This window comes from Cellulosimicrobium sp. 72-3 (assembly GCF_013127315.1).
Classification (GTDB): Bacteria; Actinomycetota; Actinomycetes; order Actinomycetales; family Cellulomonadaceae; genus Cellulosimicrobium; species Cellulosimicrobium funkei.
Map to the genome: position 1 here is coordinate 311,050 of NZ_CP053419.1, position 11,603 is coordinate 322,652.

At 73.3% G+C, this 11,603-nt stretch carries 11 protein-coding genes; 8 read left to right on the forward strand and 3 right to left on the reverse strand.

All coding sequences use genetic code 11. The features are described 5' to 3' along the window. Positions 1-121: 121 nt before the first annotated feature. From HKK73_RS01460 to HKK73_RS01475, 4 genes are all read left to right on the forward strand, one after another. Positions 122-1,768, forward strand: a complete 1,647-nt coding sequence (locus HKK73_RS01460) for an ABC transporter substrate-binding protein (RefSeq protein ID WP_171467272.1) — start codon at positions 122-124, stop codon at positions 1,766-1,768. Positions 1,769-1,883: 115 nt separating this feature from the next. Continuing rightward, positions 1,884-3,005, forward strand: coding sequence for an ABC transporter permease (locus HKK73_RS01465; RefSeq protein WP_171467273.1), 1,122 nt, complete (start codon positions 1,884-1,886; stop codon positions 3,003-3,005). Positions 3,006-3,150: 145 nt separating this feature from the next. Next, positions 3,151-4,275, forward strand: coding sequence for an ABC transporter permease (locus HKK73_RS01470; protein WP_371810614.1), 1,125 nt, complete (start codon positions 3,151-3,153; stop codon positions 4,273-4,275). Further along, a complete protein-coding gene (locus HKK73_RS01475; RefSeq protein ID WP_171467275.1) occupies positions 4,272-6,002 on the forward strand; it encodes an ABC transporter ATP-binding protein in 1,731 nt (576 codons plus the stop codon). Before HKK73_RS01470 ends, HKK73_RS01475 begins: the two co-directional genes overlap by 4 nt. 173 nt (positions 6,003-6,175) lie before the next feature. On the opposite strand, the gene HKK73_RS01480 is transcribed toward HKK73_RS01475, so the two are convergent. From HKK73_RS01480 to HKK73_RS01490, 3 genes are all read right to left on the reverse strand, one after another. Further along, a complete protein-coding gene (locus HKK73_RS01480; protein ID WP_371810574.1) occupies positions 6,176-7,048 on the reverse strand; it encodes a CPBP family intramembrane glutamic endopeptidase in 873 nt (290 codons plus the stop codon). A gap of 153 nt (positions 7,049-7,201) precedes the next feature. Further along, positions 7,202-7,603 (reverse strand): AT hook motif protein, encoded by a 402-nt coding sequence (locus tag HKK73_RS01485; protein WP_171467138.1) that lies wholly within the window; start codon positions 7,601-7,603, stop codon positions 7,202-7,204. Continuing rightward, positions 7,600-8,568 carry an SPFH domain-containing protein gene (locus HKK73_RS01490; RefSeq protein WP_021482834.1) on the reverse strand — a complete coding sequence of 323 codons (969 nt, stop codon included), beginning with the start codon at positions 8,566-8,568 and terminating at the stop codon, positions 7,600-7,602. The genes HKK73_RS01485 and HKK73_RS01490 overlap by 4 nt, the downstream gene beginning before the upstream one ends. 181 nt (positions 8,569-8,749) lie before the next feature. Between HKK73_RS01490 and HKK73_RS01495 the strand changes: the two genes are divergently transcribed. Genes HKK73_RS01495 through HKK73_RS01510 form a run of 4 tightly spaced genes read left to right on the forward strand, consistent with a single transcriptional unit; the run spans position 8,750 to position 11,595 of the window. Next, positions 8,750-9,520: a hypothetical protein gene (locus HKK73_RS01495; RefSeq protein ID WP_085386783.1), complete on the forward strand. Its 771-nt coding sequence runs from the start codon at positions 8,750-8,752 to the stop codon at positions 9,518-9,520. Beyond that, positions 9,513-9,818: a transcriptional regulator gene (locus tag HKK73_RS01500; protein WP_021482836.1), complete on the forward strand. Its 306-nt coding sequence runs from the start codon at positions 9,513-9,515 to the stop codon at positions 9,816-9,818. The genes HKK73_RS01495 and HKK73_RS01500 overlap by 8 nt, the downstream gene beginning before the upstream one ends. Further along, the gene (locus tag HKK73_RS01505) at positions 9,815-10,807 is read left to right on the forward strand and encodes an ABC transporter ATP-binding protein (protein ID WP_144721048.1); all 993 of its coding nucleotides are present in this window, start codon (positions 9,815-9,817) and stop codon (positions 10,805-10,807) included. Before HKK73_RS01500 ends, HKK73_RS01505 begins: the two co-directional genes overlap by 4 nt. Continuing rightward, positions 10,804-11,595 carry an ABC transporter permease gene (locus HKK73_RS01510; protein ID WP_034651519.1) on the forward strand — a complete coding sequence of 264 codons (792 nt, stop codon included), beginning with the start codon at positions 10,804-10,806 and terminating at the stop codon, positions 11,593-11,595. Before HKK73_RS01505 ends, HKK73_RS01510 begins: the two co-directional genes overlap by 4 nt. Positions 11,596-11,603: the final 8 nt, after the last annotated feature.

Here is an 11,603-nt window from a genome sequence, read left to right on the forward strand (position 1 = left end):
TGTGCGACACGGCACTGTGCTAGAAATCACGGCACTCCGCCGACAGGTCGGGGTCCTGGTGCGTGCAAGGTCGCGCCACCGGTGTCTCGCACCCCGAGAAACCCGAGAAAGAGGTAGACACATGACAGCGGTGTCCAGGAAGCGGCTCCTCGCCGCGGCCGCCGGCATCACGGCGGTGACGCTGACCCTGACCGCGTGCGGCGGGGGCTCGAGCGACGGCGAGGGCGACGGTGGCGGCGGCGGTTCGGCGAGCGGCTCGCTCGTCATCGGCACCACCGACAAGATCACGGTGCTCGACCCGGCCGGCTCGTACGACAACGGCTCGTTCGCCGTGATGAACCAGGTCTTCCCGTTCCTCATGAACACCCCGTACGGCAGCCCCGACGTCGAGCCCGACATCGCGGAGTCGGCCGAGTTCACCTCGCCGACCGAGTACACGGTCAAGCTCAAGCCGGGCCTCAAGTGGGCCAACGGCAACGACCTCACGTCGTCCGACGTGAAGTTCTCGTTCGACCGCCAGGTCGCGATCAACGACGAGAACGGGCCGGCGTCGCTGCTCTACAACCTCGACAGCGTCGAGGCGCCCGACGACACGACCGTCGTCTTCCACCTCAAGAGCGAGAACGACCAGCTCTTCCCGCAGATCCTGTCCAGCCCGGCGGGCCCGATCGTCGACGAGGACGTCTTCGCGGCCGACGCGCTCACCTCGGACCAGGACATCGTCGACGGCAAGGCGTTCGCCGGCCAGTACACGATCACGGGCTACAAGTTCAACGAGCTCGTCTCCTACGAGGCGTACGACGGCTACGAGGGCCTCCTCGGCCCGGCGAAGACCGACAAGGTCGCGGTGAAGTACTTCGCCGAGGCGTCGAACATGAAGCTCGAGATCCAGCAGGGCAAGATCGACGTCGCGTGGCGCAGCCTGTCCGCGACGGACATCGAGGACCTGCGCGGCAACGACGACGTCAAGGTCGTGGACGGCCCCGGCGGCGAGATCCGCTACATCACGTTCAACTTCGACACCCAGCCGTTCGGCGCGAAGACGCCGGAGGCCGACCCGGCCAAGGCGCTGGCCGTGCGCCAGGCCGCCGCGTCGCTCATCGACCGCGACGAGCTCTCGGACCAGGTCTACAAGGGCACCTACACCCCGCTGTACTCCTACGTCCCCGCGGGCCTGACCGGCGCCGCCGAGCCGCTCAAGGAGATGTACGGCGACGGCGCGGGCAAGCCCGACGCCGCGAAGGCCCAGCAGCTCCTGGCCGACGCCGGCGTGGAGACGCCCGTGACGCTCAACCTGCAGTACTCGAACGACCACTACGGCCCGTCGTCGGCCGACGAGTACGCGCTCATCAAGGACCAGCTCGAGAAGGACGGCCTCTTCACGGTCAACCTGCAGACCACCGAGTGGGTCACGTACGCCAAGGAGCGCACGTCCGACGTCTACCCGGCGTACCAGCTCGGCTGGTTCCCGGACTACTCCGACGCGGACAACTACCTCACGCCGTTCTTCCTCACGGAGAACTTCCTGGTGAACCACTACGCCAACCAGGAGGTCAACGACCTCATCCTCCAGCAGGCGGCGACGCCCGACGCCGACGAGCGCACCGCGCTCATCGAGGAGATCCAGAGCAAGGTCGCGGCGGACCTGTCCACGCTCCCGTACCTCCAGGGCGCGCAGGTCGCGGTCGTCGGGACGGACGTGGAGGGGGCCGAGGACACGCTGGACCCGTCCTTCAAGTTCCGCTACGCGGCGCTGTCCAAGGGCTGACCGGCAGCCGCCCCAGCCGCCCGGCCCTCCCCGCGCGACCCGCGGGGAGGGCCGGGCACCGCTCGTCCGGACCGGCGACCACGCCGACGCCCCGGGCACCTGAGGAAGAGACGACATGACGACCACCACCACCGACGTGCCCGTCGGCGAGGACGCGCCCCGCGGCCGCGGCCGCGCGGGGCGGGTGCGCACCCCGCGCACGACCCGCCGTCGCGGCGGCGGGCTCGGGAGCTACATCCTGGTCCGCGCGCTGCTCATCATCCCGACGGTCTTCATCCTCGTGACCACGGTCTTCGTGGTCATGCGGGCCACGGGCGACCCGATCACCGCGGCGCTCGGCGGCCGGCTCACGCCGGACCAGCTCGCCGAGCGCATCCACGAGGCCGGGTACGACCGCCCGGCGGTCGTGCAGTACCTCGAGTACCTCGGCGGCATCGTGCGCGGCGACTTCGGCACGACGATCAGCGACAACCGCCCGGTCACCGAGGTGCTCGCGACGTACGGCACCGCGACGCTCGAGCTCGCGGTCTACGCTCTGCTCGTCGCGTTCGTCGTCGGCATCCCGCTGGGCATGCTCGCGGGCTACCTGCGCGACCGCGTGCCCGACGCGATCCTGCGCGTCTCCGCGATCCTCGCCTACGCGACGCCCGTGTTCTTCGCCGGCCTCATGCTCAAGCTCGTCTTCTCGGTGTGGCTCGGCTGGCTGCCCGTGTCCGGGCGCGCGTCCACCGACGCGGAGATCGAGCTGCAGTTCCTCGACGACCCGACCGGCTTCTACCTGATCGACGCGATCCGGACGGGCGACCCGGCGATCGTCGGTGACGTGCTCGAGCACGCCGTCCTCCCGGCGCTCGCGCTCGGGCTGCTCACGGCGGGCGTGTTCCTGCGGCTCGTGCGCACCAACGTCATCGGGACGCTCTCGACCGACTACGTGGTCGCGGCGCGGTCGCGCGGCGTGCGCGAGTCCCGGCTCGTGCGCGCGCACGCGTGGCGCCCCGCGCTCATCCCCATCATCACCGTCATCGGGCTCCAGGTCGCGATGCTCCTCGCGGGCGCCGTGCTCACCGAGACGACGTTCGAGTGGAAGGGGCTCGGCTTCCAGCTCGCCGAGTACCTCCAGGCGCGCGACTTCGTCGCCGTGCAGGGGATCGTCGTGCTGATGGCCGTGATCGTCGCGGTCACGAACTTCCTCGTCGACATCATCGCGGCGCTCATCGACCCGAGGGTGAGGTACTGACATGGTCGCGGAGACCGTCGTCCCGGCCGGTCCGGGCACCGGGGGCCCCGTCCCCGTCGTCGTCCCCGAGCGCGGGCGCGTCGCGTGGTGGAAGCGCCTGCCCGTCGTCCACCAGCTCCGGCAGAGCGTCGGGCTGCAGCGCGGCATGCTCGTCACGGGCCTCGTCATCACGGGCCTCTTCCTGCTCACCGCCGCCCTCGCGCCCGTGCTCGCCCCCTACGGGTACAGCCAGCTCCGCACCGCGGACGGGCCGTTCGGCGCGCAGCAGCCGCCGTCGGCCGAGCACCTGCTCGGCACGACCGTCGGCGGCTACGACGTCCTGTCGCGCGTCATCTGGGGCGCGCAGACGGCGCTCCTCGTCATCGTCGTGGCGATCCTCGCCTCGATCGTCGTCGGGGTGCTGCTCGGGCTCGTCTCCGGGTACTTCGGCGGCTGGGCCGACCGCCTGCTCGTCGTGGTGTGCGACGCGATCTACGCGTTCCCGTCCCTGCTCCTCGCGATCCTCATGGCGATCGTCATCTCCGGCGGCCAGTCGAGCATGTGGGGCGGCATCCTCGCCGCGGCCTTCTCGATCACCGTGGTGTTCGTGCCGCAGTACTTCCGCGTCACGCGCGCGGAGGTCGTGCGGATCAAGGGCGAGGCGTTCGTCGACTCGGCGCGCGTGCTCGGCACGCCGCACCGGCGCATCATGGTGCGCCACGTCCTGCGGAACTCGACCCGCACGCTGCCGCTCATCGTCACGCTCAACGCGTCCGAGGCGATCCTCACGCTCGCCGGGCTCGGGTTCCTCGGGTTCGGCATCGAGCCGACCGCGGCCGCCGAGTGGGGCTACGACCTCAACAAGGCCGTGTCCGACGTGACGAGCGGCATCTGGTGGACCGCGCTCTTCCCGGGCCTCGCGATCGTGCTCGTGGTGCTCGGCATCACGCTCGTCGGCGAGAGCCTCAACGACCTCGCCGACCCGCGGCTGCGCTCGCGCCGCGCGTCCGCCGAGGTGTCGGGCGACGTCGCGGAGACGTCGGTGGTCCCGGGCGGCACGCTCATCGCCGGCCCCGGCGGCCTCGACGCGATCGAGGGCGCGGGCTCGCGCTCCGACGAGCTCGCGGCCGTCCCCGGGCAGCGCGACCCCGACGCCGTCGGGCTCGACGGGCGGGTCGGCAGCACCCCGGACGACGGCGGCCCTGCGACAGGTCCGGCGGCGGGCCCCGCGGCCGGTCCTGCGCCTGCTCCGGCGGACGCACCCCACGACGAGACGGAGGACCGGCGATGAGCGCCGTGACCGAGACGACCCGCCGCGAGAGCGGTGACGCCGCACGCCCCGTCGTGACGATCCGCGACCTCGCGGTGTCGTTCGCGACCGACGCCGGGGCGGTGCGCGCCGTCGACGGCGTCGACCTGGAGGTCGCACCCGGGGAGGTGCTGGCCGTCGTCGGCGAGTCCGGGTCCGGCAAGACGGTGACCGCGAAGACGATCCTCGGCCTGCTGCCGTCGACCGCGACGGCGCGCGGCGCCGTCGTGCTGACGAACAAGGCCGGGACGGCCGACCACGACGTCGTGACGCTGGGCGGGGAGCGGCTGCGCCAGGTCCGCGGGACCGACGTCGCGATGGTCTTCCAGGAGCCGTCCGCCGCGCTCAACCCGGTGTACACGGTGGGCTGGCAGATAGTCGAGGGCATCCGCGCGCACACGAAGGTGTCGCGGCGCGAGGCGCGCCGGCGCGCGGTCGACGTGCTGCGGCGCGTCGGCATCCCCGACCCGGAGACGCGCGTCGACCACTACCCGCACCAGTTCTCCGGCGGGCAGAAGCAGCGCATCGTCATCGCCATGGCCCTCGTGCTCGACCCGGGGCTCATCGTCGCGGACGAGCCCACGACCGCGCTCGACGTGACCGTCCAGGCCGAGATCCTCGACCTCCTGCGCCGGTGCCGCGACGAGTTCGGCACGGCCATCGTGCTCATCACGCACAACATGGGCGTCGTCGCGGACCTCGCCGACCGGGTCGCGGTCATGTACCAGGGGAAGGTCGTCGAGCAGGCGCCCGCGCGCGAGCTCTTCGCCGCCCCGCAGGCCGCGTACACGCGCGCGCTGCTCGACTCCGTGCCGCGCGTCGGCGAGGGGACCGCGCGGGCCGAGGCCCGCGCGTCGGCCCGCGACGTCGAATGGGCGGACGCGGAGCCCGTGGTGGCGGCGCAGGGACTGACCGTCACCTACCCGGGCCGCCTGCGCCGTCCCGGCTTCACCGCGGTCGACGACGTCTCGCTCACCATCCGGCCCGGCGAGGTGCTCGGCCTCGTGGGCGAGTCCGGCTCCGGCAAGACGACGTTCGCGCGCGCCGTCGCCGGCCTCACCCGGGTGACGGGCGGGTCGCTGCGCGTGCTCGGCGTCGAGATGAACGGCGTGAGGGAACGCGAGCTGCGCCCCGTGCGGCCGCGCATCGGGTTCGTGTTCCAGGACCCCGCGACGAGCTTCAACCCGCTGCTCACGATCGCGGACTGCGTCGCGGAGCCGCTCGTCGTGCACGGGCGCGCGGAGTCGCCCCAGGCGGCGCGCGGGCGCGTCGACGAGCTCCTGGAGGCGGTGCAGCTCCCGCGGTCGTACGGCGACCGGTTCCCGCACGAGCTCTCCGGCGGGCAGCGCCAGCGTGCGTCGCTCGCCCGGGCCCTCGCGCTCGACCCGGAGCTGCTCGTGGCCGACGAGCCGACGTCGGCGCTCGACGTCTCCGTGCAGGCGCGCGTGCTCGAGCTGTTCGCCGAGCTCCAGCGCGAGCTCGGCTTCGCGAGCCTGTTCGTGTCCCACGACCTCGCCGTCGTGGACCTGCTGTCCGACCGCATCGCGGTGCTCTATCGCGGGCGGCTGGTCGAGGAGGGCACGGGCGCCGAGGTGCTGGGCAGCCCGCGCGAGGAGTACACGCAGCGTCTCCTCGCGTCCCTGCCCGTCCCGGACCCGGTGCTCCAGGCGGAGCGCCGCGAGCAGCTCCGCGCCCTCCGCGGCGCCTGACGCCCCGGCCCGTCGGGGGAGAGCCGTGGCCCGCCGAGGTAGAGCCGTGGTCCCGTGGGGTAGAGCCGCGGTCTGGCGAGGTAGAGCCCTGGTCTGCCGGGGGAGAGCCCTGGTCCATGGAGGAGGCCGGGGCTCTGCTCCGGACGACCTGGGCTCTCCCTCGGCGGGCGGCGTCAGGCGAGGCCCAGGGACTGCTTCCACTCCAGGGGGAGCAGCGCGTACCCGACGAACGCGACGACGTCGAGCAGGGTGTGCGCGATCACGAGCGGCATGACGCGGTGCCGGCCCCAGCGGGACGTGTAGAACCACGAGAACACGACGCCCATGACGACGTTCCCCACGAACGGCCCGAAGCCCTGGTACAGGTGGTAGGACCCGCGCAGGAGCGAGCTCCACACGACGAACTTCACGCGGCCCCAGCCGAGGTCGCGCGTGCGCTCGAACAGGTAGCCGACCGCGATGACCTCCTCGAGCAGGCCGTTCTGCAGCGCGGCGAGGATGAGCACGGGCACCGTCCACCACGCGGCGTTGAGCGCCGACGCCTGCACCTCGACCGTGATGCCGAGGACACGGCCGAGCGCGTAGAACCCCAGGCCGGGGATGCCGATGGCCGCGGCGAGCGCGAACCCCCAGCCGACGTCGCGCAGGGGCCGGGCGCCGTCGAGCCCGATGGCGCGGACGGCGGAGCGGCCGCGCGCGCTGAGCAGGTACAGCGCGAGCGCGACGGGCAGCACGGCGAAGAAGATCCCGACGAGCTGGTAGGTGAGGTCGAGGTACGGGCGGGCCGACCGGCTCACGTTGAGGCTCGCGGACTGCTCGCCGAGCGGGGTCCCGGCGGTGAGCCGCGCGACGATGTTGATGACCGCGTAGACCGCCGACTTGCCGAGGCTGAGCCCGAGCACGATCCAGATCTCCGCGCCGATACGACGGCGCGTGGCACGGTCCGGGCGCGCGGGAGGAGCGCCGTCGGCGGTGCCGGGGACGCCGGCGGCCGTCGGGCCGGGCACGGGCGCGGCGGGCGAGCCGGGAGCGGTCAGGTCGGGCACCGTCCGGTTATAGCACCGCTCACCGGAACCCACCTCGGTGCCCCCTGGACAGAACCTGCTCGCCGACCACGGGCGGAGCGCCCCGCGAGCACGCGATCCGCGACCGGATCGGGGCGAGAGCGGTCGCGGACCCCGTGCTCGGCGGGTGGGGGGCTATTGGCGGGGTGGGCGGCCCGGGCGGCGGGGTGGGCGGACGTCGCGGGGGAGGCGGCCCGCGTCGTCGAGCGCTCGGCGCAGGAGCATCTCGATCTGCGCGTTGACGCTGCGCAGGTCGTCGCCGGCCCAGCGGGCGAGGGCGTCGTGCACGGCGGGGTCGAGGCGCAGGAGGACCGACTTGCGCTGCGGCCGCTGCGCTCGGCCCGTGCCTGTGGTCGCGTCTGCACCCGCGTCGGGGGCTGTGCCCGTGCCCGACGACGCCTGCTCGCCCGGAAAGGGTGCGTCGCCCTCCGGCGTGGCCTGCTGCCCGCCCGCGGGCACGCCGCGGCCCGACGACGGCTGGTCGCCGTCGTCGGGCGCGTCGCGCTTCTCGGGCGGCGTGGGCCCGACGGGCGTCACTGGTACAGGGACCCCGTGTTGACGACGGGCGTCACGCGGCTGTCGCCGCAGAGCACCACGAGGAGGTTCGAGACCATCGTCGCGCGGCGCTCGTCGTCGAGCGTGACGATGTCCTCGGCCTCGAGGCGGGACAGGGCGTCCTCGACCATGGACACCGCGCCCTCGACGATGCGCGAGCGGGCCGCGATGATCGCCCCGGCCTGCTGGCGCTGGAGCATCGCCTGCGCGATCTCGGGCGCATAGGCGAGGTTGGAGATGCGGGCCTCGATGACCTCGACGCCCGCCACGACGACGCGCTCCGCGACCTCGGCCGCGATCTCGGCCGAGACGACCTCAGTCGCGCCGCGCAGCGACTCCTCGCCGGCCTCGGCGTCGTCGTAGGGGTGGGACATCGCGACGTGGCGCAGCGCGGACTCGGCCTGGACCACGACGAAGTCGTCGTAGTCCTCGACCGCGAACGACGCCTTGGCGGTGTCGGCGACCTGCCAGACGACGATCGCGGCGATGTTGATGGGGTTGCCGTCGGCGTCGTTGACCTTGAGCTCGCTCGTCTCGAAGTTCCGGACGCGCACGGACACGCGGCGGCGGGTGCTGAGCGGCACCGTCGCGACGAGGCCCGTGGTGCGGACGGTGCCGAGGTAGCGGCCGAAGAACTGGACGACGACCGTCTCGCCGGGGTTGATGACGGCGACGCCGGTCGGGACGAGCACGCCCGCGAGGAACGCCAGGACGCCGAGCGTGATGAGCACGGCGGGGTTGCCGGCCTCCGCCGCGGCGGCCACGACGAGCCCCGTGCCGCCGAGGAGCAGGACGATGCTCAGCGCGATGACGGCGGCCGCGCCGCCCGCTCCGAGGGACCAGGCGGGCCGCTCGGTGACGTCGACGCGCGTGCCGTCGTGACCGACGGGGCGGCCGGTCGGTTCGCCGCCGACGGACTCCTGCGGGGGTGCTGCGCTCTCGGTCACGGTGGTCGTCCTCTCCTGCGGCGGGGCCGCGTCGTGTATAGCAAAGTGATATCACATTTCTGAGCTGTGCCGCCATCCGTCCCGCGGGGCCTTGCGCGACGGCGCCCGCGTGTGGGAATCTACAAACAGGTTTGCAGTGCAAAGTAGTTTCCGGAACGACCCGCACCACCGAGAGGCCACCATGACGACCGACCACGGCGACGCCGTCCACGACGGAGCCGTCGGCGAGCCCGACGAGCCGTCCCTCGGCGCCGCCGAGACGCTCCGCCTCATCCGCGAGCAGCAGGAGCGCGCGCGCCAGGCGACCGAGCCCGACTCCCGGCTGCTGTTCCTCGCGTGGGGCGTCGCGTGGCTCGTCGGCTACCTGTGCCTGTGGACGAGCGCAGTCCGGGTCGCGGACGGGACCGCGACGGTCCGCGTCACGAGCGGCGCCGGTCAGGTCATGGGCGCCCAGCCCGAGCCGTGGGCCTTCTGGGTCTTCTTCAGCCTCATCGCGGCCGCCGTCGCGTTCACGATCGTCCACAGCGTCACGCGCACCGCCGGGACGCGCGGCGTGAGCGCCCGCACCGGGGCGATGTACGGGTGGTCGTGGATGCTCGGGTTCGTCTGCTTCGCCCTCGTGCTCGGCGGGCTGGCCCGCGCCGGGGCGTCCGAGGAGGTCATGGCGCTCGCGAGCAACGCGTTCGCGTGCGTCGTCGTCGGCCTCCTCTACCTCGGCGGCGCGGCCGCGTTCGGCGACCGCGGGCTGTTCGTCCTCGGCGTCTGGATTCTCCTCACCGCGGCCGTCGCGACGTTCGCCGGGCTGCCGCTCACCTACCTCGTCATGGCGCTCGCGGGCGGCGGCGGCTTCCTCGTCATGGCCGCGATCGAGCAGGTCGTGCGCGTCCGACGACGGCGCCGCGCGGCCCGCCCCGTGCCCGCCCGGCCGGCGGAGGGTGCGGCCGATGCCTGAGACCGAGCTCGACCCCGTCATCCACGCGCCCGCGCGGCTGCGCGTGGTCGCGACGCTCGCCACCCTCCCGACGGGCGACGAGCTGTCCTTCCCCAAGCTCCAGAAGCTCCTCGACATGACCGCGGGCAACCTCTCGACGCACCTGCGCAAGCTCGAGGACGCCGGCTACGTAACCGTCACCAAGACGCACGAGGGCCGCACGCCCGCCACCTACCTGTCCCTCACCGCCCGCGGTCGCGTCGCCTTCGAGGACTACACGACCGCCCTCGACGCCCTCCTGAAGGGAGCCCGACCATGAGCGACGAGCGCACCGAGCGCGCCCCGCGCACCGGCCCGGTCCGGACCGCCCGAGCCGAGCCCGCGCCGTCGGGCACGGACCGCACCCCGCCCGTGGTCGCCGTCGACCGCGTGACGCGTCGCTTCGGTGCGGTCGTCGCGCTCGACGACGTCTCCCTCACCGTCGGGGGCGGCGAGCTCGTCGGGCTGCTCGGCCCGAACGGCGCCGGGAAGTCGACGCTGCTGTCCCTGGTCAGCGGGCAGCGACGGCCCGACTCCGGGACGGTGCGGCTCCTCGGGGGCGACCCGCGCGACGCCCGCAGCCGCGTCGGCCTCGGCCTCACGCCGCAGGAGACGGGACTGCCCGCGACGCTCAAGGTGCGGGAGGTCGTGGACTTCGTCGGCGGCCACTACCCCGACCCGGTCCCGACGGCGGAGCTGCTCGAGCAGTTCGGCCTCACCGAGCTCGCGGGCCGCCAGACGGGCGCGATGTCCGGCGGGCAGAAGCGCCGCCTCGCCGTCGCGCTCTCGCTGGTGGGCCGCCCGCGCGTCGTGCTGCTCGACGAGCCGACGACGGGGCTCGACGTCGGCGCTCGGCAGGCGCTGTGGGACGCGATCCGCGCGTACCACGCGGGCGGCGGGACGGTGCTGCTCACGAGCCACTACCTCGAGGAGGTGCAGGCGCTCGCGCAGCGCGTCGTCGTCATCGACCAGGGCGTCGTGAAGGCCGACGACTCGCTCGACGCGATCCTGCGGCGCGTGTCCCTGCGGCGCGTCGTCGTCGGGTCGGCCGTCGACCTGCGCGACCGGCCGGGCGTCGTGCGGGCCGACCGGCTCGGCGACGGCCGCCAGGAGCTGTACACGCCCGACGCCGACGCGCTCGTGCGTGAGCTCGTCACCTCGGGCGTCGACTTCCACGACCTCGAGATCCGGGGTGCGAGCCTCGAGGAGGCGTTCGAGCAGATGGTCGCGCGCGACGCGGCCCCGACGACGGAGGCACGGGCCCGATGACCACCACGACCACCACCCCCCGGGCGGCGGCGCTGCCCGGGCCGCTGCGCCTCACGTGGCTGCACCTCAAGTACCAGTTCCTCGAGACCGTGCGCGTTCCCGTCGCGGTGCTCGGCAACCTGCTGTTCCCGGCGCTCGCGATGTTCTTCTTCGTCGTGCCGCAGAAGGCCGTGGCCCAGGACCCGGTGGCGGCGACCATGGCCGTCGCGTCGCTCGGGCTGTTCGCGATCTGCTCGGCGAGCCTGTTCACGTACGGGCTCGGCGTCGCGGAGGACCGGCAGCTGCCGTTCGACCCGTTCGTCCGCACGCTGCCCGCGGGGCCCGCGCCGCGCATGGCGGCGCGCGTGCTCAACGGCGGGATCTTCTCGCTGTTCGGCCTCGTGCCGCTCATCCTCATCGGCTGGCTGTTCACCGACGCGAGCGTCACCGCGACCCAGCTCCTCGCGGGCGTCGGGACGGTGCTGCTCGTCTCCGTGCCGTTCGTGCTGCTCGGCATGGCGATCGGCTACTCGCTGTCGGCGAAGGCGGCGCTCCCGGTCGTGCAGGTGATCCTCTTCCCGCTCGCGTTCGCGGGCGGCCTGTTCCTGCCGCCGTTCCTCTTCCCCGACTGGCTCGACGCGATCTCGAAGGCCACCCCGACCCGCGCGGGCCGCGACCTGCTCGTCCAGGCGCTCACGGGCGAGCCGGCGTACGGCGCGGCGTGGTTCGTGCTCCTGGGCTGGACGGTGCTGTTCGCCGTCCTCGCGGTCGGCGCCTACCGCCGCGACGAGGGCCGCCGCTTCCGCTGACCCTCACT

Bases quoted from the DNA above. Each gene is read 5' to 3' on its own strand.
- HKK73_RS01495 (WP_085386783.1), top strand. From the start codon at position 8,750: ATGACGACCGACCACGGCGACGCCGTCCACGACGGAGCCGTCGGCGAG.
- HKK73_RS01500 (WP_021482836.1), top strand. From the start codon at position 9,513: ATGCCTGAGACCGAGCTCGACCCCGTCATCCACGCGCCCGCGCGGCTG.
- HKK73_RS01505 (WP_144721048.1), top strand. From the start codon at position 9,815: ATGAGCGACGAGCGCACCGAGCGCGCCCCGCGCACCGGCCCGGTCCGG.
- HKK73_RS01510 (WP_034651519.1), top strand. From the start codon at position 10,804: ATGACCACCACGACCACCACCCCCCGGGCGGCGGCGCTGCCCGGGCCG.
- HKK73_RS01465 (WP_171467273.1), top strand. From the start codon at position 1,884: ATGACGACCACCACCACCGACGTGCCCGTCGGCGAGGACGCGCCCCGC.
- HKK73_RS01475 (WP_171467275.1), top strand. From the start codon at position 4,272: ATGAGCGCCGTGACCGAGACGACCCGCCGCGAGAGCGGTGACGCCGCA.
- HKK73_RS01460 (WP_171467272.1), top strand. From the start codon at position 122: ATGACAGCGGTGTCCAGGAAGCGGCTCCTCGCCGCGGCCGCCGGCATC.
- HKK73_RS01470 (WP_371810614.1), top strand. From the start codon at position 3,151: ATGCTCGTCACGGGCCTCGTCATCACGGGCCTCTTCCTGCTCACCGCC.